Origin of the sequence: Nonomuraea sp. B10E15 (genome assembly GCF_039871615.1) — a bacterium.
Taxonomy (GTDB): Bacteria; Actinomycetota; Actinomycetes; order Streptosporangiales; family Streptosporangiaceae; genus Nonomuraea.
Genome location: NZ_JBDPMB010000003.1, coordinates 128,985 through 152,776, shown reverse-complemented (window position 1 = coordinate 152,776; position 23,792 = coordinate 128,985). Strand labels below are relative to the sequence as shown.

The window sequence follows — 23,792 nt, the reverse complement described above, 5'->3', positions numbered from 1 at the left end:
GAGCTGTCACTCTGCGGTCATCGTGGGTGCCGAAGCCATCGGGCGAGGCCGAGGCCGGCGAGCAGCGCCTCCCGGTCGCCGTCCAGCAGGGCTTCGGCTCGCTCCACGATGGCGGCGCAGACCGGGTTGCCGGCAACGATGTCCTGGGCCTCGGCCACTCGGTCGCGAGCGCCGGGGCTCCCGTCAAGCACGGCGGCCTCGGCACGCAACGCGACACACCAGCGGTGCCAGATCCAGGTGACCCAATTTCCACCCTTGCCTGGGTTCGGGGCCCATCCGCTGCAGGGCCACCACAGCCTGCCCGCGGTGCAGGAGGAGCGTCGCTCCGAAGACCGCCCCGCAGCCGTGGAAGTACTCCGGCGGGGCGTCGAGCAGGTTCACGATCTGCTGCCCCTGATGGTCTCCAGGATGTGGTCGGCCCCACGGTCGCGGGTGGCTCTGTGGACGGCCTCGACCCGGTCCCGGGTCGCCCTGTTGATCAGACGGGCGGTGCCCAGATCCTTGGCCCGGGCGAGTTTGGCGTCATCGCCGGAGACGCCGATGACCTCGGCGCCGTGCGCCGCGGCGATCTGCAGGCCGAACAGGGAAACCCCGCCCGTGCCCGTCGGGGAGGTTGGCAAGGGTTCAGTGTGACGGGCTACGGAACCGGAACTGCGCAACAGCAAGCGGTTGCTGGGCACGCCACACTTCTTCCTATGGGCAGATCGTGGGAACTTCGTCCAGCAACGCCGGCAGATGCCGGCTGGCTCGCCGACCTCAAGGCCCGCGTCATGCGACCCGCGCGCGCCGCTGCTGGCCGGGGCTGGGTCTCCTGGTCCGAGAGCCTACCCAGGGTGCGCGTGTCGTGACCGGAAGGCGCCGTATCCGTCGGATTTTGACCGACGCCGAATGGAAGGTGCTGGGGAGATTCCCCCTCACGAGTGAGTCCGGTTGACCCTCTCGGGGGAGGGCTGGGGGCTGGACCACCGGCACGATGAACGGCATGAAGCCCCTTTGGACCGGTATCGCCGCGCTTACCCCCTACATCTTGATGAAGACTTACTGGGCGTTCGGCGGGAGCGTCGGGCGGCCCGCTGCCGATCTTCCCGCCGAGATGCGCGCCAACGGGGCTCCGGAGTGTCTGGTATGGATGCAGCAGCACGGGATCGACTTCACGGTGCTCGGCGCCCTTTGCGGGATCGTGCTGCTGGCCGCGCTGGCTCGACCCTGGGGTGAACGGCTGCCGCGCTCGGCTCTGCTCGCCCTGGGCTGGGCAGGTGCTGTTGGCCTCACCCCTTACGGTGCCGCCACCCTGGTAGCTTCCGCCATCGGTTTTACGGTCGGCGATGCCGAGGGCGGGTCTTCCTGGGTCGGTTATGTAGGCGGATTCGCCTTCGCCGGCCTGGGCCTCTCCCTTGCCTTCTGCGCCCGCTCCTACCAGCGCCGCACCAGCCGTCCCCACACCCCGGCGGTCTCCTGACTCGAACGCGACACCAAATCCCTTTGTCAGCAGGCTCTGAGGTTCGGACAGTCCGGGGTCGGATACTGATCAACCATCCGTATGCTGCATCCCGGCGGCCTAGGTATGTCCATGGCGCGCAACCACATGAACACGCCGCCGAGGCCCTCAATCGTTCAGGCCTTGGTTGCCTCCACTCTTCAGGAATGACGTGGAGATCCCGGCCGGCCACGGCCAGGGCGGCGACCGGCAGGGCGGCCATTCCCGCGCCGAAGACGATGCTGCGGGTGATGAACATCAGCGCGAAGGCGAGGGGCGTGGGCATCATGCCGTCGAGCCCCAGGGCGGCCACCACGGCGAAGCCGGTCAGGCCAGCGGTGGCGAGGCCGAGACCCGACAGCAGGACCAGGCGCAGCCCGATCCTGTGCAGGGCGTGGCCCCACAGCGGGCTGGCGACGGTCAGGGCCGTGGCGGCGACGGTGATGACCAGGCCCAACTGGGTCTCGGTCAGCGTCAGCTCGCGGGAGAGCGGCGCCAGGACCGGGGTCAGTAACTGTTGCGCCGAGTACACCACCAGGACGGCGATGAGCAGCGGGATCAACGATCTGCGCATGGGAGCAGCCCCTCTCCTGGACGATGACGGCCGCGCGTCCGTGGCGGCACGGCCATGCGCCGGGGCGGGAGGCGTAGGGGAGCAGGGCCATCTCGCGGGCGGTCTTGATGGCCGTGGCGATTTTGCGCTGCTGCTGCACGGTGACGCCGGTGACGCGGCGGCTGCGGATCTTGCTGCAGTCGGAGATGAACCTGCGCAGCAGCGCGGTGTCCTTGTAGTCGATGCGGTCGGCGTTCAGCAGCGGGTTGGGCTTCTTGCGTGGGCCGCGGCGTCCGCACAGCCGGCGGTCGTTCGCCGCCGTGCGGGTGAGCCCCGATCGTGCTGTCGGGTGGCTGACCTGTCACATCTTGACTCGATCCTGGAACTCGTGGAGACTAATCCTACTTGGATAGTAGGAATGATAGGAAAAGAGGGGATCGTGCGAGCGCTAATCCTGCTCGGGCTGGTCGGTTTCGCGGCCCAGCTCGTCGACGGCAGCCTGGGCATGGCCTACGGCGTCACCTCGACCACGCTGCTGCTCGCCATCGGCACGAACGCGGCCGCGGCCTCCGCCACCGTGCACCTGGCCGAGATCGGCACGACGCTCGTCTCGGGTCTGTCCCACTGGCGCTTCGGCAACGTCGACTGGAAGGTCGTCGCCAAGATCGGTGTCCCCGGAGCCATCGGCGCCTTCGCCGGGGCGACGTTCCTGTCCAGCCTGTCGACCGAGGTCGCCGCGCCCGTCATGTCGATCATCCTGCTGGTGCTGGGCGCCTACATCCTGGTCCGCTTCACCGCGCTGGGGCTGCCGCGCGGCAACCTGGGCAAGCCGCTGCGCAAGAGGTTCCTGGCGCCGCTCGGGCTGCTGGCCGGCTTCGTCGACTCCACCGGAGGCGGCGGCTGGGGGCCGGTCGGCACCCCGGCGATCCTGGCCAGCGGCCGCCTGGCCCCTCGTAAGGTGATCGGTTCCATCGACACCAGCGAGTTCCTGGTCGCCATCGCCGCCAGCATCGGCTTCTTCGTCGGCCTCGGCTCGGAGAACATCACCTTCTCCTGGGTGGCGGTGCTGCTGATCGGCGGCGTCGTCGCCGCCCCCATCGCCGCCTGGCTGGTTCGCCACATCCCGCCCCGCATCCTCGGCTCCTCCGTCGGCGGGATCATCGTCCTGACGAACGCCCGTACCCTGCTGCGCAGCGACTGGATCGACGCCTCCAGTTCCGTGCAGACGATCGCGTACGTGACCATCGCCGTCATCTGGGCGGCGGCGATCGCCTACTCGGTCCGCGAATACCGTCGCGACAAGGCCAACGAGTCGGTCGAGGCGATCGAGAGCGAGCTGCAGCGCAAGACCGGGGACACGGAGGAGGAGACGGCCTCCGCCTGAGGCCCGCGCATCCGGGCCCGGCCCTCGTCCGAGGGCCGGGCCCGTGGCGCCGACACGCCTATGAGAATCTCCGCGCGCACCCAGTACGCACTCGGCGCGATGCTCGCCCTGGCCGCGGCGGACGGCCCGGCCCACGCGGAATGGATCGCCGACTCCCAGGGAATCCCCCGCCGCTTCTGCGACAACATCCTGCTCCAGCTGCGCAGGGCCGGCCTCATCCACAGCCAGCGCGGCCCCGACGGCGGATACTGGCTCGCCCGCCCGGCCGGGGACATCGCCCTGGCCGACGTGATCCGCGTGACCGAGGGCGTCGAGCAGGCCGCCAGACCCTTCCCGAAGGCCGCGGCCCCGCTGGCCGAGATCTGGGCCCGGCTGCAGAGCCACGAGGAGGCCCTACTCGGTGAGATCACCCTGGCCGACGTCGTGGCCGCCGCGCAGGAGCCGTCCAGGTCCGCCGGGCTGGAGGCGCCCTGAGCGGCCCGCCGCCGTCCCGCCCTCCGGGGACCACGCGCGTCACCCGAGGGCGGTCTCCACGTCTCCGGCGGGAAGGACGCCGGCGGGAGAAGCGCCGGGGAGAGAGACGCGGCGGTACCACTCGTTCGCCAGCATCAGGGCGCGGGCCGGCTCGGGCAGCGCGGTCAGCATGGTCATCGACGCGCCGCGCCCGACCTCCGACTCGTGCGCGTGCATCGCGGCCCACTTGTGCTCGCTCCATCGCGAGACGTCGAGACGGGTGGTGATCTGGTCGTCGGGCACGCCGGGCAGCGCCTGATCCGGGCCGGGATCCGCGCCGAAGACCGCCCGCCAGTGCGACAGCACGACGGATCGCGGGATGGTCGCCAGGTAGAGCGAGCGGGGCCGCCAGGGCGCTCCCGCGTCGCGGTGGAGCTGGTCGTAGCCGGCCGCCTCCACCGCGGCCATGGTGACGCGGTGGGCGTGCACGTGATCGGGATGGCCGTAGACGCCGTAGCCGTCGTAGGTGAGCACGACGTCGGGGCGGATGCGCCTGATGTGCCCGACCAGCACCCCCACCGTCTCGTCGAGCGGCACGTCCACGAAGCGCGGCGCTCCGGGTGCGGACTCGGGCTTGCGCGCGTCGGCGTAGCCGAGCAGCAGCGGCTCGCCGGCGCCGAGGATGGCGAGGGAGCGCTCCAGCTCGCCGGCCCGCCGGGTGCCCTCGGCCCAGGTGCACGTCACGACCGCGGTGACGGCGCCCTCGTCGGCGTACCTGGCCAGGGTGCCGCCCGTCCAGATCGCCTCGTCGTCCGGGTGCGCGTGCACGCACAACACGCGGAGCTCCGCCACGTCCCCCTCCTTACGTGATCAAGGACGGCCATGGTAACGAAGGCGTGTGACGTTTGCGACGTACCGCCCCAGGGGCTCGAACCCTGCCAATCCGGCTTAAAAGGCCGGTGCCCGACCAGCCGGGCGCGAGCGGCGAGGACAGAAGGGGCCCTCGATGAGCTGCCAGAGCACGATTCGAACGTGCACCTACCCGGTTCAGAGCCGGGCGTCCTACCTGTTAGACGATCTGGCATGGAAAAGGAGAAGGGTGGACCGACAGGGACTCGAACCCTGAACCTCTGCTTGCAAGGCAGACGTGATGCCTTTTCACCATCAGCCCATGTCGTACGGAAAGAAAAAAGCCACCTGGATGTTCAGGCGGCTGGTGAGCGATTCTCTCGACAAATCACCCAGAAGCACGCCGGACCACGGCCTGACCGGCCTGGCGTTGCGCCCGTTTGGCGGCGGCTGCGCGACCCATGGCTCCTCCTCCGGCGATGTCGTGGCCCGCTGATCGGCGGTTTTCCGCCTCTCACGTGAAACCACGATAAAGGGCGGAGCCCGGCGCGTGCCACGTATTATTCGCGGCTCCTCGTTCACCCGCGAGAAAGCCAGGGAAATGGCGGCGCGGGCCTGTTGTGCCGCGGAGCCCGCGCCTCCGAGGGCCGTCATCGGGCCCGTCATCGGGCCCGTCATTGAGGGCCGATATCGCGCAGGAGCAGTACGGCGATGTCGTCCGTACGATGATCGGCGGCGGCCTCGTCGATGAGGGCCGCCGCCAGGTCGCACAGCGGAGTGCCCGGCGAGGGGGCGAAACGGCGGGCCAGCCCGGTGATGGCGTCGCCCAGGTCGAGCCCGGGCTCCTCGATGAGGCCGTCGGTGTAGAGGGTCAGGACCGAGCCGGGATCGAGGACCAGGTCCGTGGCGGCGTACTTCGCGTCGGGGTCGATGCCGAGCAGCGGCCCGGGGGAGACGTCGATGACCTGCGTGGCCGCGCCGGGGCGGGTGAGCAGCGGCGGGAAGTGCCCGGCGCTGCTCAGGCACGCGGTGCGCTCCGCCAGGTCGATGCTGAGATAGAGGCAGCTGGTGAACCGGTCGGGGGACAGCTCGGCGAGCAGCCGGTTGGTGTGCGCGAGCACCTCGCCGGGAGGCGCCCCGGCGGAGGCATGGGCATGGATGGCGGTGCGCACCTGTCCCATGAGCGCGGCGGCGTTCATGTCGTGCCCCTGGACGTCGCCGATGACGGCCGCCGCCATGGTGGGGCTCAGGCGGATGAGGTCGTAGAAGTCGCCGCCGATGTCCATGCCGGGCAGGGCGGGCACGTACCGGGCGGCCACCTCCAGGCCCGGGATCTCGGGCAGCTGGTGCGGCAGCAGGCTCGCCTGCAGGCACTGGGCGAGCTGGTGCTTGTTGTCGTAGAGCCGGGCACGCTCGAACGCCTGCGCGACCAGCCCGCCGAGCGCCGTGAGCGTGGCCCGCTCCTCGCCGCTGAAATGGTGCGGGCGGGCGTAGGCGAGCACGCACGTGCCGAAGGGCCGGCCCGAGGTGGCGAGCGGCAGGAACGCCCAGGCGTTCATGTCGTCGGCGCGGATGGAGTCGGGACGCTGCCGGCGGAGCTCGTCCCACGTGGAGAAGAACGCGGGTTCGCCGGCTTCGTAGTGGTCCGGCGGGCCGGTCTGGTGGATGACGGGGCGCCTGTCGTACCGCTTGACGGCGTCCTGACTGTAGCCGCGCGACGCGGCCACGCGCATCCGGTTGTCCTGCCAGGTGAGGATGGCCAGAGCCTGGGCGCCGTAGACGGGGATGACGTGGTCGGCGACGAGGTCGACCACCTCCTGCGCGGTCACCGCACGGGCCAGCGCGGTCGCCAGGTGCAACATCTCGTGCAGCGCCATCACGCGCGGCTCCCGGGCGGCGTCCACCCCCGGGTCCACCCCCGGGTCCACCCCCGGGTCCACAGCGGGGCCGACCACCGGGCCCGCTCCCGGGCCGGCTATCGGGCTCACGACCGGGCTCATGACCGAGCTCACGTCCGGGCTCATGACCGGGCCCGCCATCGGTCCGGCGACGAGGCTCGGCTCGGCGGCGCGGGCGGCCCTGGCGGGCGCGACGCGTAGGGTGATGCCCGTCAGGCCCGGATAGAGGCGGAAGGTCAGCTGCCGCGCGCCGGGGGCGCGGGCGGTGAAGTGGGTGGCCTGCCGGCTGACGACCGCGTCTCGGTAGTGGTCCTCGTACGCGGGGTCGTTCAGCCACGGGAGCGACTCCCACAGCGTCCGCCCGAGCAGCTCCGACGGGCTCAGGGCGAGCAACTCGGCGGCCGGAGCGCTGACGAGGCTCACCCGTCCCTCCGTGTCGAGGCAGCAGTACCCCTCCGGCAGGCGGTTGAGGCAGTCCAGCGCGAGCCGGTGGGCGCGCCGGCCCGTGCCGGTCTCGCGACGCGGGTCCAGGAGCCGCGGCTGTGGTCGCGGGGTGATGGGGTGGCCCTGCGCGGCGGCCCGCCGGAGCAGGGCCCCGATCTCGCCGCAGGCGTGGTCGATGACGTCGCGCTGGCGCGGGGTGAGCTCGGAGGCGAGTCCCGACGGCCACAGCAGCACGAGGCCGCCCCACACGGCGCCGCCCGAGCAGACGGGGGTGGTCACGGCCGCGAAGTGGTACGGCAGGGCCAGCGCGGCGGCCGGGAAAGCGCGGGCCAGCTCCTCCCTGCCGCCGACCCAGATGAGCCGCCGATCGCGTACGGACACGGCGATCGGCAGGGAACGGTCGGTCTTGACCCTGACCCTCGCCCACGCCCTGGCGATCGAGCCGGGTATGCCCACCGCCGACTCCATCTCGAGGACGTGGCCGCTTCTGTCCAGCACGTACGCCATGCCGATGTGCGCTCCCGCTGCGCTGACGGTCTCGATCAGCAGCTCGTCGAAGCGGGACGACGCGCTCGTCCCGCCCGGACTCGGGAGGTGTTCGCCGTGCATGGCCTCACCACGCCTCGCTCATGAGCGAGAAGGGCGCCAATCGGACAAAACGCCACATACGGGCAGAATACACTTTTGTGTGTGAGGGGATGGTTACGATCTGGCATATGACCAGCGTGCCCCGCTAGGAGGACGGCAGCTCCAGCGGCGGCCGGGCCCGCCACCGCACGACCAGGGGCTCCAGCATGGCGGCCAGCTCCGGCATCCGTCCGGCCAGAGCCAGGGCCGCCACCACCTGGAGCAGCCGGGCGCCCTCCACGAACTCCAGCAGCGCCCGGTCCACCGGCCCGCCGCCCGCCCGCTCGTACGCCTCGACCGCGCGCGGCCCCGCACCGGCCAGGTCCCATTCGACCGGCCCCAGCGTGACGTCCTCGAAATCGCCGAACAGGTGTCCCCCGGCCGTCAGCAGCACGTTGTACGGCGGCGAGTCACCGTGCACGGCCTGCAGGCGGGCGCCGGGAAACGCACCGGGCAGGTCACGGGCCAGGGCCTCGACCACGGCGTTCTCCCGCCCGGCCCGGTCCAGGTCCGCCGCGGTCAGGATGCCGGGCCTCTCGCGCAGCTCGGCCAGTGACAGCGCCGTCCCCGGCACCAGCGGCGCCAGCACCGGCAGCTCGCCGGGGTAGCCGGCCATGAGCCGGTGCAGCTCGGCCACCCACCCGGTCTGCTCCACGAACCTGTTCTCCAGCTCGTCCGGGGGAGCGGCGGCGATGGGGTCGCGCTCGTCCACGTACTGCCAGAAGGTCAAGGACATCCCGTCGCACTCCACCGGCTCGCGCGGCACCAGAGGGCTCGGCGGCACCACGGGCGCGCCCTGGTCCGCCAGCCAGCCCACCACGGCCAGTTCCCGCCGCTGGCGGCCGGCCTGCTCGGCGGCGGACGCCAGGGCCAGGGTCGGCACGCGGACCACCACCGGATCGGGCGCCAGGTGCACCAGCACGTTGAACACGTCGTGCAGCACGCGCGGCTCCAGCGCGCGCAGCCCCAGCCGCCGCCCGGCCGAGACCGCCACCCGCATCGCGTGCTCGGCCCGCTCGCTCGGGGCATGTCCGGAATCAGCCATGCGGGTGATCATGTCCGGGACCTGGCCGGTCGTCAATCCGGCCGGCCTAGGACGCGGTCGAGCAACTGGTGCATGTGAGCGCGGAAGCGCCGCAGCAGCGCGGGATCGCTCATGACGATCCGGTGGCCGGTTCCGTCGAGGATCCCGCTCAGCGTGAAACCGTGGATGCACCACACGATCGTGTACGTGAGCATCGGCGGGTCGGCCCCGGCCGGCTCCGCGAGCGTGGCGAAGCCGTCGACGAACTGCTGGGTCAGCGGCTGCAGGTCGTGCGCTTCGAGGTGGTCGATGTCGCTGGCGTCGGACATCCAGCGGTGCGTCCACAAGGCGGGGATCTCGGGATGTTCGGCGCAGAGGTCGATGTACGCGTCGACGAAGCGGTGCAGCGCCTCCAGCCTCCGTTCGGGCGGGCCGGTCTGCGCCTCGCGGGCCGGCGGCTCGACCCTGGCGGCGAGCGTCCGCAGGACATGCTCCATGACCTCCAGGTAGAGCCCTCTCTTGGTGGGGAAATAGCGGGTCGCTGTGGCCACGTCCACCCCGGCGGCCTCTGCCACCTGCCCCATCGACGTCGCGTCGTAGCTGAGGGCGGCGAACAGCCGGATCGCCGCCCCCAGGATCGCCTCCCGTTCGCCGGTCTCTGGAGTGCCCATGGACGCGACCCTAGGCGCGGTCCGCCGACCGGCACATCACTTGATCCGCAAGCCCGGGTAAAAGTAGCTTCCCGATCATGCTTTCGCCCGAACAGGCCCGGATCCGATAGAAATGTTCGGTGTCGTCGAGAAACATTTCTCCCGGGCGCTGGGTCAGCACGTGGACGGCCACGCCGCAGCTCACCGAGCCGGGAAACATGCCGCCTCCGCCGTACACGAAGGACGGCCTGGTGCTGGCCGGCAGCACGCTGCGGCAGAGCGTGCGGGTGTCGGCGGGCGGGTCGCGGCTGCGGGTGCGCCTCTCCAACGCGTTCGGTGGCGCGCCGCTGCCCATCACCGCCGCCTCCGTGGCGCTGCCCGAAGGCGGGCGGGCCGGGGTGCGCACGATCCAGCCGGGGACCGCGCGGCCGGTGACGTTCTCCGGCAGGCCCTTCGCGGTCGTGCCGGTCGGGGCGCAGGTCGTGTCCGACCCGCTGGATCTCGCGCCCGCGCCCGGCTCGGTCCTCACCGTGACCCTCCACCTGGCCGACGGGCAGGCCTCCGAGGACGTCACCTCCCATCCGGGCTCCAGGACCACCTCCTACCTGGCGACGGGCGACCACGTCACCGCCGCCGACCTGCCGGGCGCGACCCCCGTCGACCACTGGTACTTCCTCAGCGCCCTGGAAGTGTGGTCCGAGCCGGGCACGGCCGCGCTCGTCCTGCTGGGAGACTCGCTGACCGACGGCAGGGGCTCCACGACCAACCACAACGACCGCTGGCCCGACCAGCTCTTCGACCGGCTGGGGGCCGCCGCGGGCGTCGCCGTCGCCAACCAGGCTGCGGGCGGCAACCGCCTGCTGGACGACGGCCTGGGCCCGAGCGGCCTGGCCCGGCTCGACCGCGACGTGCTCGCCCAGAGCGGCGTCCGGTGGTTGATCGTGCTGGCGGGCGTCAACGACATCGGCACGGCGCCGGCCACCCGCCCGGCGCAGCAGCGGGTCGCCGAGGACCTGATCGCGGCCTACGAGCAGATCATCGTCCGGGCGCACGCGCACGACATCAGCGTGTACGGCGGCACGCTCACGCCCTTCGGCGGCAACGTCCCGTACGACGACGCCCCGGGCCACCGCGAGGCTGCCAGGCGGACGGTCAACGACTGGATCCGGACCGGCGGGAGGTTCGACGCCGTGATCGACTTCGACCGGGCGGCCCGCGACCCGGCCGCGCCCCGCCGGCTTCTGGCCCGGCTCGACCTGGGCGACCACCTGCACCTCAACCCGGCCGGCCACCGGGCGCTGGCCGGCGCGGTGCCCGCCGGCCTGCTCACCGGCTAGATCTGGACGAACTCGAGGTCGAGGAGATGGGCCAGGGACCTGAGCTCGCCGGCGCGGTGGCCGGTGCCGAGAGCCCAGTGGTGTGACATGCCGGTGGCGCTCCACTCGTCGGTCCACTCGCCGGGGTCGCGGCCGAAGTCGACGCGGGAGGTGGTGTTGCCGATCTGCAGGTGGGGCCCGTCGACCGTCTCGCCCTCGGACGCGAGGAAGGCGAAGCGCCCGTCGCGGCGCTGGATGATCCCGAACGCGGTGATCGGTCCGTGCTTGACGTCGAACTCGACCGAGACGCCCCAGCCGCGCTTGCCGTGGTAGACGCCGAGGCCGCGCAGCAGCGGCTTCCTGGCGCTGATGGCGAGGTGGGCGGGCCCGTCGTGACCCATCTCGACGTGACCGCGGTGGAAGTCGAGCGCCTGGAACTCGGTGAAGGAGCCGCCCGCGCCGAGCCGGTCCATGACGAGCATGGCCAGGCTGGTGCGCAGCTCGTACTCGCCGGCGGCGGGGACGCCGCGGGCGGTGAGCAGGGACGCGCCGAGGATCATGCCGGCGCCGAGGCGCTCGTGCGTCTCGCCGTCCAGGCCGCGGTGGTAGTAGGCCAGGCTGTCCAGTTCGAAGTCGGCCACGAGCCGGTCGAGGCCGACCGAGACGCGGCAGGCCCAGTCGAGGTCGGTCTCGTTGACGGAGTCGGCGAAGTCGAAGATCTTCTCGGTCTCGGCGCGCTTGGCGGCGGCCTCGGCGTCGGTGACCTTCTCCACGCGCACCCGCAGGTCGTCGAACTCGAGCACCTCGACGTGCCCGCCGAAGTTCGCGCTCACCAGCGTCAGGTCGGTGGACACGTCCAGCATGCCGGGATAGAGGTGGCCCATCAGGCCGTGCCGCCCGTGCCGCAGCGCGGCCCTGGCGGCGGCCGCCCGCACCCAGCCGCCGATGCGCTTCCAGGCCCGCTCGTCCTCCAGGTAGCCGGACACCGAGCGGAACGGGATGCCGCACCGCTGGAAGGCGTTGGCCATCTCGGGCAGCGGGCAGGCGCCGCAGTAGGCCAGCCACTGGCCGGTGTCGAATGTCGCGTGGTCCATCGACTCGGTCGGCTGCAGGTTGATCAGCAGCACGGGCGCGCCGCTGCGCTGCGCGATCGGCACCAGCATCGTGGCCGTCATGTACGTGGTCAGGAAGCCGACGATGAGGTCGCAGTCGGCGGCCCGCAACTTCTCGGCCGCGACCGCCCCCTCCTGCGCGTCGGAGATGAACCCGACGTCGACGATCTCCGCGTCCAGCTCCCTCATGCGCTCCGAGACCCGCGCCGCCGAGCGCTGGAGCTGGGGAAGGAGGTCGGGAAACTGGGGCCAGTACGCTCCCAGCCCTCCGGCCACGAGCCCTACGCGTACCTGCCTGGTGCTGGCCATGGTGCTGCCCTCCGGCGCGGCTTCACCGCGCAAAACGTTTTACCTGGATTGGCCTCATCGGGACGGTATTGTGGCGGCAGCCGATGGTCAAGGGGCCTGTTCGCGGCGTTCACACGTTTTAATCCGCAAGGTGGCGGTCGAGGAAGTCGGTGACGTCGCGGGCCAGGGTCAGCCGGTGGTCCGACAGGGCGTGGTCGGTCGGATAGAGCCGGTGCTCGAGCCCGGACACCGGATGCGCACGGTAGGCCTCGACCAGCGGATGATGATGTGTCCGCGCGGGCGTGACGCTGTCGCGGCCGGTGCCGACCAGCAGCACGGGCCGGTCGGCCAGGCGGGGCGCCAGGCCGGCCAGGCTCCATGCCTGGCCGGCCGCCTCCATCTCGGCGACCAGGGCCGCGCCGCTGGTGCCACGGAGCGGCAGCAACTCCTCGTCCCACGCGGAGGCGTGATCCGCCCGCGCGCCGGGCTCGGCCCGGCAGGCCGCCGCGGCCTTGCCCATGTCGAAGGCGGCCACCGAGACGACGGCCCGGACCGCGGGGTCGGCGGCGGCCGTCATGAGGGCGGCGAAGCCGCCGAGGCTGTGGCCCACCAACGCCAGCCGGTCGGGGTCCAGACGGTGCGCGGACGCCACGGCGTCCTCGCGCACGGCCCGGGTGACGCGGGCGGCGTCCTCCAGCACGTTGCCCCACGAATATGAGCCGCCCACGCCCCACGAGCCGCGGTAGTGGAACACCAGGGCCGCGTAGCCCGCGCGGCGCAGCGACTGCGCGAGGTCGAAGTTGCGCTCGTTGCCCGGGAACCCGTGCAGGAGCACCACGATCGGATGCGGCCCGGGGCCTGCGGGCAGGTGCAGGACGCCCAGCAGCGCGTGGCCGCCGCTGGCGAACGTCACCGCCGGTGTGCCTGCGGGAGGCGCGAGGTCGGCGGGAAGGTCGCGTGTCAGAGCGTCGGTCACGGCTGCCTCCGGTGTGATCGAACTGATCGGTTCGATCACGAATCTAGCACCCGTCGCACCGGCGGCCGGTCAGCGGCCGCTCCACTTGATCTCGTACGGCTTGAGCGTGAACCGCGTGCCGGCGACGGTCGTCGTCACCTGGCCGTCGGAGGTGTTGACCAGCAGCAGCTGCTCCGGCTGGGCCAGCACCCTGACCTTGGCGTCGGAGGAGGTGACCGCCTCCAGCTCGACCCCGGCGGGGAACCACTTCGTGAAGCCGGCCACCAGCCTGGCCGTGGGCTGCTCGGCGCCCGTGCGCGGCTCCCACAGGCAGGCCGGGCAGCTGCCCTCCTTGGCCTGCGGGTTCCAGTAGAGCGCCGTGGCGGCGCCGCTCCGCGCGAACTCGATCATCGAGGCGGCCTGTACGGCGAGCCGCTTGGGCTCGGGCCACGTGGTGCCGTCCTCCGGCACGAAGTACCACTCCGACCACCACACCGGCAGGTCGCCGGTCTTGTCGCGCAACCACTGGGTGACCGCGCTGAACTTGCTCAGCGCACCGAACTCGTCAGGCAGCAGCTCGTGGGCGTCGGTCACCGACGCGCCGTCGACCACGACGAAGTCGGCGCCCTTCTTGTGCTCGAACCAGTACGTGAAGGCGTCGAGGACGTGCTGGTTGACGACGCCCCACTCGCCGCGCAGCTCGGTGTCGCCGCCCTTGTTGCTGTCGAAGCCGAGGTAGGGGCCGCCGATCTGAGCGTCGGGCCGCGCCGCCTTCACCGCGTCGTACACCTTGTTGTACAGCTCGGTGTACCCCTTGTAGTCGGCGGGCTTGGAGTGGTCCTTCCAGAAGCCCTTGAACTCGTTCCACACCATGAAGTACTTGACGTCCTTGTACCGCGTGGCGACGGCCGCCGACAGCTTGGCGAAGTCGTCGAAGTGCTCGGGATAGGGGGCGTCCTCCAGGTGCTCGGCCCAGCCCTCCTCCGACGTCGGGCCCTCGGGGCCGCCCTTCATCCAGTCGGGAGCGCAGCAGAGCGTGATGACCGGCGTGGCGCCCGACTGCCTCATGAGGTTCATCCGGCTGTCGAGGTCTTCCCAGACGTACCGCCCGGGGTGCGGCTCGGGGTTGAAGGCCCCGAAGCCCATGATGTGCTGGTTCTGCAGCATCGGGGTCTTGGCGAACCGGCCGGCCACCCGCTGCTCGAACTCCCGGGTGATGTTGTTGGCGCTGACGCCGGTGTGCGTGAACCCCCAGCGCGGCCAGCCGTCCTCCACCTGCGGCGGCTTCCCGGCCAGGCCGCTCGCGCCCGGCGACGCCTGGGGCGCGGCGGTGGTCTTCTGCACGGTGGGAGGCCGCTGCTGCGGGGACTGGCCCAGCAACGAGCAGCTCGTGACGGCCAGAGCCACGGCCATGGCGGTCGCCGCCGAGGCGGCCGCCCGCCCGAGCCGCCGCCTCATCCCTTGACGGTCACCCGAAGTCACCCGAGCCTCACCGATCCTCCCGTCGACATGCCGCCAGTAGCGTTCCACGGGCTGGGGAGGCGGGGCGCATCGAGCGCCTGGTTCACAGTCAATCGTTATCGTTCGGCGTCTTTCCGCGACGCGGGTCTCACGAGCCGCGGCGGTGCAGCAGCAACATCGCGGCGTCGTCGAGCAGCGGCCCGCCCACGTGCTCCACCAGGTCGGCCCGCAGCGCGTCCAGCGCGGCCTGCGGGTCGGTGAGCGTCAGGAGCCCGGCGCGGTCGGTGAGCGGGTAGAACTGGCCGGCCGTGTCCCTGGCCTCGATGACGCCGTCGGTGACGAACAGGATGCGGTCGCCCTCCCCGAACGGGATGCGCTGGGGCTTGGCCGCCGCGGCGTCGAGGGCGCCGAGGCCCAGCGGCAGCCCCTGCTCGGGCGGCTCCATCGTGGAGCAGGTGCCGTCGGGCCTGATGAGCATCGGCGGCGGATGGCCGAAGTGCACCAGCGTCATCTCGCCCTCGTGCACCTCGGCGACGGTCGCCGTGACGAACTGCTCGTCGTCCAGGTGCCGGGTCAGGCTGACCTCCAGCCGCTCGCCGATGTCGGTCAGCTCGGCCTCGTCATAGGCGGCCTCGCGGAAGGCGCCGAGCACCCAGGCGGCCGTCTCGACCGCGGCCAGGCCCTTGCCCTGGACGTCGCCGATCAGCAGGCGAACGCCGTGCGGCGTCGTGACGACCTCGTACAGGTCGCCGCCGATCTGGGCCTCGGCCGCCGCCGAGGTGTAGGAGAGCGCCACCTGCAGATCTCCCGCCCGCCGCGGCACCGGCCGCAGCAGCACCCGCTGGGCGACCTCGGCGACCTGCTTGACGCTGGCCAGCTCGCGCTCGCGCTCCAGCCGCAGGTGTGCGGCCAGCATGCTGGCCGCGGTCACGCCCGCGATGCTGACGACCGTGAGGTTGTTCTGCCAGTGGAGCACCAGGTCGTTGTAGGACGCCAGGAACAGGCAGATGGCCAGCGCCACCGCGCCCACCGCGGAGGTCCGCCGCACCCCGCCCGACAACGAGGCGAAGGCCGGGCCCAGCGTGAGCAGCGGCAGGAAGATGAGCGTCGGGCCCGCCAGCACGTCGAGGACGGCGACGCAGAACATGACGGCGAAGGGCAACCACCGCAGAGCCCGCAGGGATCTCATCTGCCCCCTCGCGTCGCCATGTGCGTGTCTCGCACGGCCCACTGTCAGCCCACCGATCCCGGTCAACGAAAAATGAAACATCAATGATTGGCCATATACAAGCATGGCTCAACGCATGTCGGTTGCGGGCCGCGCGGGACGGCGTCGTACGGGTGAGGTTCCACGGAGACGCGACGAAACAGACATGAGGGACGCTTCCGACACCTGCTGGACCAGCGGAACTCCGGCCGGGTACAGATCGTTGGGTCAGCGGCACACAACCGATCTTGCACAGGGAGAACAGAGTCGTGGTCTTCAAACGGATGCTGGGTGCTTTCGGCGTCGGCGCGCCCTCGGTGGACACCGTCCTGTCCACCGCCCGGGCCCGGCCGGGCGGCACGCTGGAAGGGGAGGTACGGCTCAAAGGCGGCGACTTCGACGCCGAGATCGAGCACATCACGCTCGGGCTGGTGGCCCGGGTCGAGATCGAGCACGGCGACGGCGAGCAGGCGGGGCTCGGCGAGTTCTCCCGCACCGAGGTCTCCGGTCCTTTCACGCTGGCCAAGGGCGAGGAGCGGGTCCTCGGTTTCGCGTTCCCCGTGCCGTGGGAGACGCCGATCAGCGAGATCGGCGGGCAGCCGCTGACCGGCATGGCCGTGGGAGTGCGCACGGAACTGGCCATCGCCAAGGCCGTCGACAAGGGCGACCTCGACATGGTGGCGGTCGAGCCGCTGCCCTCGCAGCTGCGCATCCTGGAGGCGTTCCTGCAGCTCGGCTTCGGCTTCAAGTCGGCCGACCTGGAGGCGGGGCAGCTTCACGGGGTGCGGCAGGAGCTGCCGTTCTACCAGGAGATCGAGTTCTACGCGTCCGGCCCCTACTCCGGGGTGGTCCGCGAGGTCGAGGTAACCTTCGTGGCCGACCCGGCAGGGCTGCAGGTCGTGCTGGAGGCCGACAAGCGCGCAGGCCACTACTCCTCCAGCGACGCCATCGGCCGTTTCCACGTCAGCCACGACGACGCCCTCGTCACCGACTGGGCGGGCGAGCTGGGCCGCTGGCTCGACAGCCTGTCCCAGTACGCCGGGCACGGCGGTCACCATGAGCACTACGGCCACCACGAGGGACACCACGGCGGGCACCACGGCGGGCCCGGCCTGGGCATGGTCGCCGCGGCCGGCGCGGCGGGCGTCGTCGGCGGTCTCGTGGCGGGCGAGGTCGTGGAGGAGGTCGTCGAGGAGTTCTTCGAGGGCGACGAGGAGGAGGGCGGCGACTGGTGACCCGCCGCTGAAACACGCGCCGCCGCCTGGCCGGTCAGGGGTCGACGGGCAGGCGGCGGGCGGCGACGCCGGCCCAGCCGAGGCCGAGCGCGGTGAGCACTAACACACCCCCGGCGCCCGCGCCGGCCGCCACGAGCCCGGCGGCGCCGGCTCGGCCAGCCACGACATGGTCAGCGGCTGCCCCACGCCGAGCCCGAACCCCAGGACGACCAGCACCGGCGCGAGCAGCCACAGCGGCATCGGCAGGGGGGTGAGCAGCATGGCGACGGCCGCCAGCACCACGCAGCTCGTCACCAGCGCGTGCGCGAGCCCGGGACGGCGCAGCAGGGAGCGCACGTCGCCGCCCGCGTCCTGCTCACCGGCCATCGGGCGGGGGCTGCGCGCGAGCGCCGCCGACAGCGCGACGAGTACGGCGGACAGGCCGCACGACCACAGGAAGACGCGGGCCGGGCGAGGCGGCGAACGTTTGACGCGCTCCCCGGCCCCGAAGGCCGGAGATTCTGGCCTGTGTCGCCGCTCTTCAGGCGGCGGCACTTCCACGGCTTCCTGCTTCGTCGGGCCGTGCCGGGCCGGCGCCTGGACTCATCGGCCCTCCACAGGCGTTTAGCCTGTCCGCCCGTCCGGCGGCCAGGATGTTGCTGGCGGCGTTGATGTCCCGGTCATGCCGTGCGCCGCAGGCGCAGGTCCATTCCCGCACGGCCAGCGGCATTGCCTCAGCCACGATTCCGCAGGCCGAGCAGAGCCTGGAGGAGGGGAACCACCGGCTGACCTTGGCGAAGGTCCGTCCGTACAGGTGCGCCTTGTACTCCAGCATGCCGACGAACCGACTCCATCCGGCATCATGGACGCTCTTGGCCAGCCTGGTGCGGGCCAGTCCCTTGACCGCCAGGTCCTCCACGTACACCGCTTGGTTCTCGCGGATGATCTTTGTGGAGAGCTGGTGGTGGAATTCACGGCGCGCGTCGGTGACCTTGGCGTGCTGGCGGGCGACCTTCGTGCGAGCCTTGCCCCGGTTGGCTGATCTTTTCTGTTTGCGCGACAGATCCCGCTGGAGTTTCTTGAGCTTCTTCTCTGCCCGGCGCAGGAACCGGGGCAAGTCGATCTTCCGGCCGTCGGACAGGACGGCGAAATGCCCGAGCCCGAGATCGATCCCGGTCTCCGCGCCGGTGGCGGGCAGGACTGTCTCGGCGACCTGGATCACGAACGAGGCGAAGTGCCGGCCTGCCGCGTCTTTGATCACGGTCACGCTGGATGGCGGTGAGGGCAGTTCCCGCGACCAGCGCACCGCCACGTCCCCGATCTTCGGCAGGCGCAGCTTGCCCTGCCCGGTGATGGAGAAGCGGGCGTTCTTGGTGAAGCGGATCGCCTGCTGGTTGTCCTTATGCGACCGGAACCGGGGCGGTGCGATCTTCGGGCCCGGCCGCATGGGCGGAGTTACGCATGCGCAGCGCGTCGTTGAACACCACGCGGGCGCACCCGAACGCCTGCGCCAGCGCGATCTGCTGGGCCGGTGTCGGGTCGATCCGGTAGGAGTACCGCAACTGCACCCGGCCAGAATACAGTTGGTTTATGGCCGAGGACAGCGAGATTAGGACCGGCAGTCACTGCGTTTTCGTTCTACATGCTCATTTGGTTTCGTGACGAAGTTCCGGCATCGAGTCTTCACCGGCACTCATCTGACCCGCATGGAAGAGATCATGAGATCGGTGTGCGCCGACTTCGAGACCGAGCTACGCGAGTTCAACGGGGGGGCACGGCCACGTCCACCTGCTGGTGAACTTCCCGCCCAAGATCGCCCTGTCGAAACTGGTCAACTCGCTGAAGGGGAGTCTCCTCCCGGCGGATGCGCCAGGAGTTTCCCGAACTGGCCGCCCACTATTACCGGGCGAACAAGCTGTGGTCGGGCTCGTACTTCGCTGGGAGCGTGGGCGGCGCTCCGATCAGTGTCCTGCGCCAGTCCATCGAGCAGCAAACCCGTCCCCTTTGAACCACAAGACGCCGGTCCGCCTGGCGGCGAACCGGGCTATTCCTGCACCGCTACGCGGTACGAACGCGGCGTCGTGGCCGCCGCGCCCGGTGGTGTTGGCCACCAGCGCCTGCTGCGCGATGACGCAGCCCAGATGGCCGGTGCCGAGCGGGCCGTACTCGGCCGCCGGTTCGCGCATCGCCGTTGGGCCTGGGTCCATGGGAACGTTATAACCTCTATGCGCACCTCGCCCTCTTGGTACAAGGCCACTTCATCACCCTTGGGCATGACATGTGTGGTTATAGAGGGAGAGAAGCGTCGCAGGTTATAACCTGTGAGCAGAATTGACCTCAACTCGACTTGAGGTCCTACCGTGGCCGGCATGAAGGAGATTGCCCCCGCACAGGCGGGCTGGCGGGAATGGACCGGCCTGACCGTGCTCATCCTCCCCACCCTGCTGCTGTCGATCGACATATCCGTCCTGCACCTGGCCGTGCCGGCGCTGACCGAGGATCTGCGGCCGACCGGCTCGGAGCTGTTGTGGATCTCCGATATCTACGGGTTCCTCATCGCTGGTTTCCTCATCACGATGGGCACGCTCGGCGACCGCGTCGGGCGCAGGAAGATCCTGCTGATCGGCGGCGCCGCGTTCGCGGGTGCCTCGGCGCTCGCGGCGTACGCGCCGACGGCGGAGGCGCTGATCGTGGCCAGGGGCCTGCTCGGCGTCGCCGGCGCCACGCTGATGCCGTCCACGCTGTCGTTGATCAGCAACATGTTCCGGGATCCGGGGCAGCGTACCCGGGCCATCAGCCTGTGGATGACCGGGTTCATCGGCGGCATGGTGATCGGGCCGCTGGTCGGCGGCGTGCTGCTGGAACACTTCTGGTGGGGGTCGGTCTTCCTGGTGAACGTGCCCGTCATGGTGGTGCTGCTGGTGGCCGGGCCGCTCCTGCTGCCTGAATACCGCAACCCTGGCTCGGGCCGCATCGACCTGGTGAGCGTGGTGCTCTCGATGGCCGCGGTGCTGCCCGCCATCTACGGCGTGAAGGAGCTCGCCGCCGGCGGGCTCGGCTGGGGCCCGGCGGCCGGCATCGTGTCGGGACTGGCCCTGGGGGTCGTGTTCATCCGGCGCCAGCGGCTGCTCGCCGACCCGCTCCTCGATCTGAAGCTGTTCGGCGACCGCAAGTTCAGCGCATCCCTCGGCACGCTCATGCTGGTCACCATGATCGGCCCGGGGCTGGGTCTGCTCGCCGGCCAGTACCTGCAGCTGGTCGAGGAGCTGTCCCCGCTCGAGGCCGGGCTCTGGATGTTGCCCATGAGCGCCACGGTGATCGTCGGCTTCGCCGTCACCCCGGTGCTGGCCCGCCGGTTCCGCCCGGCCCACGTCATCGCGGGCGGGCTGGCGGTCGGCGTGCTCGGCATGCTCCTGTTCACCCAGGCGGGCAGCTCCAGCGGGCTGGCGTACGTCGTGATCGGGCAGTCGATGTTCTTCGCCGGCAGCTCCCCGCTGATGGTGCTCGGCATCGACATGGTGGTCGGCGCCGCCCCGCCGGAACGGTCCGGCTCCGCTTCGGCGCTCTCCGAGACCGGGCAGGAGTTCTCCGCCGCGCTCGGGCTCGCCGTGCTCGGCAGCCTCGCCACGATCGTCTACCGGGCGAGCCTGTCCGTACCGGAGGGAACGCCGGAAGCGGCCGCGGACGCCGCCCGCGACACCCTCGGCGGGGCTGTCGGAGCCGCCGCGGACCAGCCCGCGGGGGTCGCCGCCGAACTGCTCGCGACGGCCAGGAGCGCGTTCTCCGACGGGCTGGCCGCCGCCGGGGCCGCGAGCGCCGTGATCATGCTGGCGGCCGCGGTGCTCGCGGTCACGTCGCTGCGTCGCGTCCCGCCGATCGGCTCCGCCCCTCCCACGCCGGAGGTCGAGCACGCGGCCAGATGACCGGCCTGGTCGGCCCGCCTCCTGCGCGTGCGCTGACCTGCCGCTTCATGGTGTAACTGGACTGTAAGTCAGAAGAAAGCGGCAGGAATAGGTTGATGTGCACCTGATCGAGTTCCCCGACTTCAAGGAGTCCGACGTAACCAGCACCGCTGTGTGGAGCGAACTGCGCATGACCTCCGCGCCTTAGCTGTCCATCTCGATCTCACCGCACCTCACCGCCCTGGCGATGATCTCCGACGCGCTCGCCGGACGCCGCCGCGGCCTGCCGGAGCTCTGGCGCAAGACGATCAGAGCGCGTGTCCGGCCGCAGGGACACCAGGCCGTACGGCCGCTCGCCGCCCCCGGCTACTCGGTGGTCCCCGACAGCCTCGTGCCCCGTACGCCCACCGGCGGCGACGTCTCGGTGCAGGACCAGATCGACACCCTGCGCGACCTCCCGCGCGACGCCCTGATCAAGGACCTGGAGCAGGCATTCGGCGACAGGCCGCTGCCGGCCCACTGGCGTCCCGCGGCCGAGCGGCCGGACCGCTGGCTGCACGGCTACGCCGGCGCCCTCGCCGACGTCTGGGACACCACGGAACCGCTGTGGCGCCGCGCCCGCCCCCTGCTGGACCGGGAGATCCGGCGGGTCGGCGTCGCCTCCGTCCGCGGCGGCCCGGAACTGCTGCTCGGCGCGCTCAACCACCGCATCACGTACGGCGAGCGCGGGCTGCTCATCGCCGACGTCGAGTCCAGCACGTACGAGCTGGGCGACAGGAAGATCGTCCTGGTGCCCATGCTGGCCGGCAAGGACGCGGTCATCGTCAGCCTGGACAACGAGGACGCGGTGTGGATCGCCTACCCGGTGCCCGGAGCGGACCAGCTCTGGCACCGGCCCGCGGGAACGGCGCACGGCGAGTTGTCGGCGCTGATGGGGCCGGTCCGCGCGGACCTGCTCTGCGCGATCGGGCAGCCCATGACCATGAGCATGCTGGCCGGCGACATGCAGGTGGCGCCCAGCAGCATCACGTACCACTGCGACCGGCTCATCGCCGCCCAGCTCATCAGCAGGGAGCGGCGCGGACGTGAGGTGTGGATCGCCCGCACCCCCCGCGCCGAGGAGCTGCTGGACATCTTCCGCCGCTGAGGGGCGGGAACGACGGAGAGCGCGCCGGGGAGCCCGGCGCGCTCTCCGTCCGCGCGTGCCAGCCGGCCTGGCCGAACTGGTAGAGCAGCGGGCCGTCGAGCTTCCAACCCGGCTCGTTCGCCAGAGATGGAGTAGAGCGGCGTCCGCGTGACCGCGACCCCGGCGCACAGCGTGGCACCGAGCGCCACCGCGAGCCCCAGGCCGGCGGGACGGGTCAGGCGGCCGAACGACAAGGCATGAGAAGGTTCCCTCCGATGCGCTGACAAGTCCGCGACAAGTAGCAGGGCACCGGGAGGGAACCAGGTCACTTCGGCTTACGTGCACGTGTTTCCGTGACGGCTAGAACGTCACCAGCGGGTCCCCGACGAAGTCGGCGATGAAGTTGACGAAGAAGAACCCGAAGAACAGGAAGTTCAGCACGAGGATCACGTAGTGCCACGGCCGCGGGCGGGCCGGGCGCGGCAGCTTGCTGTTCAGGTACATCAGCAGGAACGGATAGAGCAGCGCGCCCAGGTTCGACATGTTGGCCGACCACTCCACCAGGGCCACCGGCAGCGACTGGAAGATGATGACCGAGATGACGATCAGCAGCAGAATCATGAACGGGTAGTAGAAGCGCCGCGGGTCGCCCTGGATGAGGGCGCGCAGGCGCGGGCTCGTGGCGTTGGCCGCGTCCGTCGTGACCCGGACCATCGCCTCGAAGATCCCGAGCTGCGTCGAGAACAGCACCAGCACGCCCAGCAGCAGCCCGATGAAGAAGACCGCCTGGCCGTACTCCGCGCCCAGCACGGAGGCCACGAACGTCGGTACGTTCTCCCGCGTCGGCTTCTCGCCCGACATCGTGACGGCGTGCGACATGAGGATCGTGGGCAGCAGCATGCCGAGGATGGCGCCGACGAAGAACACGCCCCACATGTCGACCATCAGCAGCCGGTACCACCTGCGCCACAGTCCCCGGTTGCGTTCGTCGTCGGGGAACGTGACGCCGCTGGCCAGGATCTCGCGCCGATCGCCGCGCAGGCCGGAGATGAAGCCGACCCGGTGGCCCATGCCGTAGCCCTTGTCGCGGTAGTGGCCCATGACGTACCAGTTGAGGCCGGAGGCCAGCGCGGTGAACCCGGCCAGGCCGCCGAGCTGCGTGGCGGTGATCCCCGCGGGTGGCGCGGCCGGGGTGATGAAACCGAGAATGCCCTCCCACCACTGGCTGAACGGCACCACGAGCAGGTCCACGGCCAGCAGGGCGAGCAGGATCGAGCCGACCATCACCCAGTTCGCCAGCTCCAGCACGCGGCTGATCCGGCGGGCCAGCGCGGTGATGACGAACACCAGCACCAGCAGGGCGACGGCCCACCAGCGCGGCTCCAGCTCCCCGGCGGGCGGCGGCGCACCGTGGATCAGCGCGTACACGCCGTCCCCCGCCGACGAGGCCCAGCCGCCCGCGATGAACGCGAAGATCACGATCACCACCGAGAGCGGCACCCAGAGGGGCCACCCCGGCGGCACCCGGCCCCAGCCGACGACCGGCGTCTCACCCGTCGCGAGGATGTACCGGGAGCATTCGACGTTGTAGAACGTCTGCAGCAGCGCCGAGACCAGGATCACCCAGCCGACGCCGATGAAGCCGTACTGGCCCACGCTCAGGGGCCCGAGCAGCCACTCGCCGCTGCCGATCGAGATGCCGAGAGCGATCAGGCTCGGGCCGACGGCGTACTTGAAGAGTTCCTTGGGGCCGATCCTGGAGACCTTGAAGACCTCCTCGGGCGTGGGCAGGTCGGTGATTTCGAGATCCGGGCGGCTGACTCCGAGTGGGTGCGACATCTCACTGCCTCCT

The 23,792-nt window shown here is 71.0% G+C and carries 24 protein-coding genes, 3 tRNA genes and 2 pseudogenes; 10 read left to right on the top strand and 19 right to left on the bottom strand.

Annotated features, from left to right (window positions below):
• Positions 1-17 precede the first annotated feature (17 nt).
• Positions 18-191 carry a hypothetical protein gene (locus tag ABGB14_RS13630; protein WP_347643976.1) on the bottom strand — a complete coding sequence of 58 codons (174 nt, stop codon included), beginning with the start codon at positions 189-191 and terminating at the stop codon, positions 18-20.
• Positions 192-377: 186 nt separating this feature from the next.
• Positions 378-620, bottom strand: a complete 243-nt coding sequence (locus tag ABGB14_RS13625; RefSeq protein WP_347643975.1) for a zinc-binding dehydrogenase — start codon at positions 618-620, stop codon at positions 378-380.
• 353 nt (positions 621-973) lie between these two features.
• Between ABGB14_RS13625 and ABGB14_RS13620 the strand changes: the two genes are divergently transcribed.
• Both ABGB14_RS13620 and ABGB14_RS13615 read left to right on the top strand, forming a co-directional pair.
• Positions 974-1,459: a hypothetical protein gene (locus tag ABGB14_RS13620; RefSeq protein WP_347643974.1), complete on the top strand. Its 486-nt coding sequence runs from the start codon at positions 974-976 to the stop codon at positions 1,457-1,459.
• A gap of 190 nt (positions 1,460-1,649) precedes the next feature.
• Positions 1,650-1,991, top strand: a complete 342-nt coding sequence (locus ABGB14_RS13615; RefSeq protein WP_347643973.1) for a hypothetical protein — start codon at positions 1,650-1,652, stop codon at positions 1,989-1,991.
• Positions 1,992-2,121: 130 nt separating this feature from the next.
• Here ABGB14_RS13615 and rpsR read toward each other — a convergent pair.
• Positions 2,122-2,331: pseudogene (gene rpsR / locus ABGB14_RS13610) on the bottom strand (30S ribosomal protein S18); the annotation flags it as partial.
• Positions 2,332-2,469: 138 nt separating this feature from the next.
• On the opposite strand from rpsR, the gene ABGB14_RS13605 reads away from it, so the two are divergent.
• Positions 2,470-3,414: a sulfite exporter TauE/SafE family protein gene (locus tag ABGB14_RS13605; protein ID WP_347643972.1), complete on the top strand. Its 945-nt coding sequence runs from the start codon at positions 2,470-2,472 to the stop codon at positions 3,412-3,414.
• A 60-nt stretch (positions 3,415-3,474) separates the two neighbouring features.
• Complete coding sequence (locus ABGB14_RS13600; RefSeq protein ID WP_347643971.1) at positions 3,475-3,888, top strand: Rrf2 family transcriptional regulator; 414 nt, start codon at positions 3,475-3,477, stop codon at positions 3,886-3,888.
• A 39-nt stretch (positions 3,889-3,927) separates the two neighbouring features.
• Here ABGB14_RS13600 and ABGB14_RS13595 read toward each other — a convergent pair whose 3' ends face one another.
• The 4 genes from ABGB14_RS13595 to ABGB14_RS13580 all read right to left on the bottom strand — a co-directional run bounded on the left by ABGB14_RS13595 (position 3,928) and on the right by ABGB14_RS13580 (position 5,038).
• Positions 3,928-4,719 carry a PIG-L family deacetylase gene (locus ABGB14_RS13595; RefSeq protein WP_347643970.1) on the bottom strand — a complete coding sequence of 264 codons (792 nt, stop codon included), beginning with the start codon at positions 4,717-4,719 and terminating at the stop codon, positions 3,928-3,930.
• Positions 4,720-4,780: 61 nt separating this feature from the next.
• Positions 4,781-4,853: transfer RNA gene (locus ABGB14_RS13590), tRNA-Lys, on the bottom strand.
• 25 nt (positions 4,854-4,878) lie between these two features.
• A tRNA-Gln gene (locus tag ABGB14_RS13585) sits at positions 4,879-4,951 on the bottom strand.
• A 16-nt stretch (positions 4,952-4,967) separates the two neighbouring features.
• Positions 4,968-5,038, bottom strand: a tRNA-Ala gene (locus ABGB14_RS13580).
• On the opposite strand from ABGB14_RS13580, the gene ABGB14_RS13575 reads away from it, so the two are divergent.
• Positions 5,039-5,212, top strand: a complete 174-nt coding sequence (locus ABGB14_RS13575) for a hypothetical protein (protein ID WP_347643969.1) — start codon at positions 5,039-5,041, stop codon at positions 5,210-5,212.
• Positions 5,213-5,390: 178 nt separating this feature from the next.
• On the opposite strand, the gene ABGB14_RS13570 is transcribed toward ABGB14_RS13575, so the two are convergent.
• From ABGB14_RS13570 to ABGB14_RS13560, 3 genes are all read right to left on the bottom strand, one after another.
• Entirely contained in the window at positions 5,391-7,667 is a 2,277-nt protein-coding gene (locus tag ABGB14_RS13570) for a SpoIIE family protein phosphatase (RefSeq protein ID WP_347643968.1), read from the bottom strand.
• A gap of 124 nt (positions 7,668-7,791) precedes the next feature.
• Positions 7,792-8,730: an aminoglycoside phosphotransferase family protein gene (locus ABGB14_RS13565; protein WP_347643967.1), complete on the bottom strand. Its 939-nt coding sequence runs from the start codon at positions 8,728-8,730 to the stop codon at positions 7,792-7,794.
• 32 nt (positions 8,731-8,762) lie between these two features.
• Positions 8,763-9,380, bottom strand: a complete 618-nt coding sequence (locus ABGB14_RS13560; protein ID WP_347643966.1) for a TetR/AcrR family transcriptional regulator — start codon at positions 9,378-9,380, stop codon at positions 8,763-8,765.
• 119 nt (positions 9,381-9,499) lie between these two features.
• On the opposite strand from ABGB14_RS13560, the gene ABGB14_RS13555 reads away from it, so the two are divergent.
• Positions 9,500-10,696: an SGNH/GDSL hydrolase family protein gene (locus ABGB14_RS13555; protein WP_347643965.1), complete on the top strand. Its 1,197-nt coding sequence runs from the start codon at positions 9,500-9,502 to the stop codon at positions 10,694-10,696.
• Here ABGB14_RS13555 and ABGB14_RS13550 read toward each other — a convergent pair.
• The 4 genes from ABGB14_RS13550 to ABGB14_RS13535 form a co-directional block, all read right to left on the bottom strand.
• Positions 10,693-12,129: an L-fucose/L-arabinose isomerase family protein gene (locus ABGB14_RS13550; RefSeq protein WP_347643964.1), complete on the bottom strand. Its 1,437-nt coding sequence runs from the start codon at positions 12,127-12,129 to the stop codon at positions 10,693-10,695. The two genes, ABGB14_RS13555 and ABGB14_RS13550, sit on opposite strands and share 4 nt — an antisense overlap.
• Before the next feature lie 85 nt (positions 12,130-12,214).
• A complete protein-coding gene (locus ABGB14_RS13545; protein ID WP_347643963.1) occupies positions 12,215-13,051 on the bottom strand; it encodes an alpha/beta fold hydrolase in 837 nt (278 codons plus the stop codon).
• A 69-nt stretch (positions 13,052-13,120) separates the two neighbouring features.
• Entirely contained in the window at positions 13,121-14,488 is a 1,368-nt protein-coding gene (locus ABGB14_RS13540) for a xylan 1,4-beta-xylosidase (protein ID WP_347643962.1), read from the bottom strand.
• Positions 14,489-14,639: 151 nt separating this feature from the next.
• On the bottom strand, positions 14,640-15,680 hold the full coding sequence (locus tag ABGB14_RS13535; RefSeq protein WP_347643961.1) for a PP2C family protein-serine/threonine phosphatase: 1,041 nt from the start codon (positions 15,678-15,680) through the stop codon (positions 14,640-14,642).
• A gap of 287 nt (positions 15,681-15,967) precedes the next feature.
• Here ABGB14_RS13535 and ABGB14_RS13530 point away from each other — a divergent pair, with 287 nt between their 5' ends.
• The gene (locus ABGB14_RS13530) at positions 15,968-16,933 is read left to right on the top strand and encodes a sporulation protein (protein ID WP_347643960.1); all 966 of its coding nucleotides are present in this window, start codon (positions 15,968-15,970) and stop codon (positions 16,931-16,933) included.
• A gap of 99 nt (positions 16,934-17,032) precedes the next feature.
• Here ABGB14_RS13530 and ABGB14_RS13525 read toward each other — a convergent pair whose 3' ends face one another.
• The 3 genes from ABGB14_RS13525 to ABGB14_RS13515 are packed head-to-tail and all read right to left on the bottom strand — an operon-like array spanning position 17,033 to position 18,480.
• The gene (locus ABGB14_RS13525) at positions 17,033-17,473 is read right to left on the bottom strand and encodes a hypothetical protein (protein WP_347643959.1); all 441 of its coding nucleotides are present in this window, start codon (positions 17,471-17,473) and stop codon (positions 17,033-17,035) included.
• Positions 17,454-18,359 (bottom strand): transposase, encoded by a 906-nt coding sequence (locus tag ABGB14_RS13520; RefSeq protein ID WP_347643958.1) that lies wholly within the window; start codon positions 18,357-18,359, stop codon positions 17,454-17,456. The genes ABGB14_RS13525 and ABGB14_RS13520 overlap by 20 nt, the downstream gene beginning before the upstream one ends.
• Positions 18,313-18,480 (bottom strand): helix-turn-helix domain-containing protein, encoded by a 168-nt coding sequence (locus ABGB14_RS13515; RefSeq protein ID WP_347643957.1) that lies wholly within the window; start codon positions 18,478-18,480, stop codon positions 18,313-18,315. Before ABGB14_RS13515 ends, ABGB14_RS13520 begins: the two co-directional genes overlap by 47 nt.
• A gap of 22 nt (positions 18,481-18,502) precedes the next feature.
• Here ABGB14_RS13515 and tnpA point away from each other — a divergent pair.
• Positions 18,503-18,920: pseudogene (gene tnpA / locus ABGB14_RS13510) on the top strand (IS200/IS605 family transposase).
• Here tnpA and ABGB14_RS13505 read toward each other — a convergent pair.
• Positions 18,874-19,119: a hypothetical protein gene (locus tag ABGB14_RS13505; RefSeq protein WP_347644359.1), complete on the bottom strand. Its 246-nt coding sequence runs from the start codon at positions 19,117-19,119 to the stop codon at positions 18,874-18,876. The pseudogene tnpA and the gene ABGB14_RS13505 overlap by 47 nt on opposite strands.
• 162 nt (positions 19,120-19,281) lie before the next feature.
• Here ABGB14_RS13505 and ABGB14_RS13500 point away from each other — a divergent pair, with 162 nt between their 5' ends.
• Both ABGB14_RS13500 and ABGB14_RS13495 read left to right on the top strand, forming a co-directional pair.
• Positions 19,282-20,835 carry an MFS transporter gene (locus tag ABGB14_RS13500; RefSeq protein WP_347643956.1) on the top strand — a complete coding sequence of 518 codons (1,554 nt, stop codon included), beginning with the start codon at positions 19,282-19,284 and terminating at the stop codon, positions 20,833-20,835.
• Positions 20,836-21,061: 226 nt separating this feature from the next.
• Positions 21,062-21,961 (top strand): hypothetical protein, encoded by a 900-nt coding sequence (locus ABGB14_RS13495; RefSeq protein WP_347643955.1) that lies wholly within the window; start codon positions 21,062-21,064, stop codon positions 21,959-21,961.
• Positions 21,962-22,300: 339 nt separating this feature from the next.
• Here the strand turns inward: ABGB14_RS13495 and ABGB14_RS13490 are convergent, their stop codons facing one another.
• Positions 22,301-23,779 carry an Nramp family divalent metal transporter gene (locus ABGB14_RS13490; RefSeq protein WP_347643954.1) on the bottom strand — a complete coding sequence of 493 codons (1,479 nt, stop codon included), beginning with the start codon at positions 23,777-23,779 and terminating at the stop codon, positions 22,301-22,303.
• Positions 23,780-23,792: the final 13 nt, after the last annotated feature.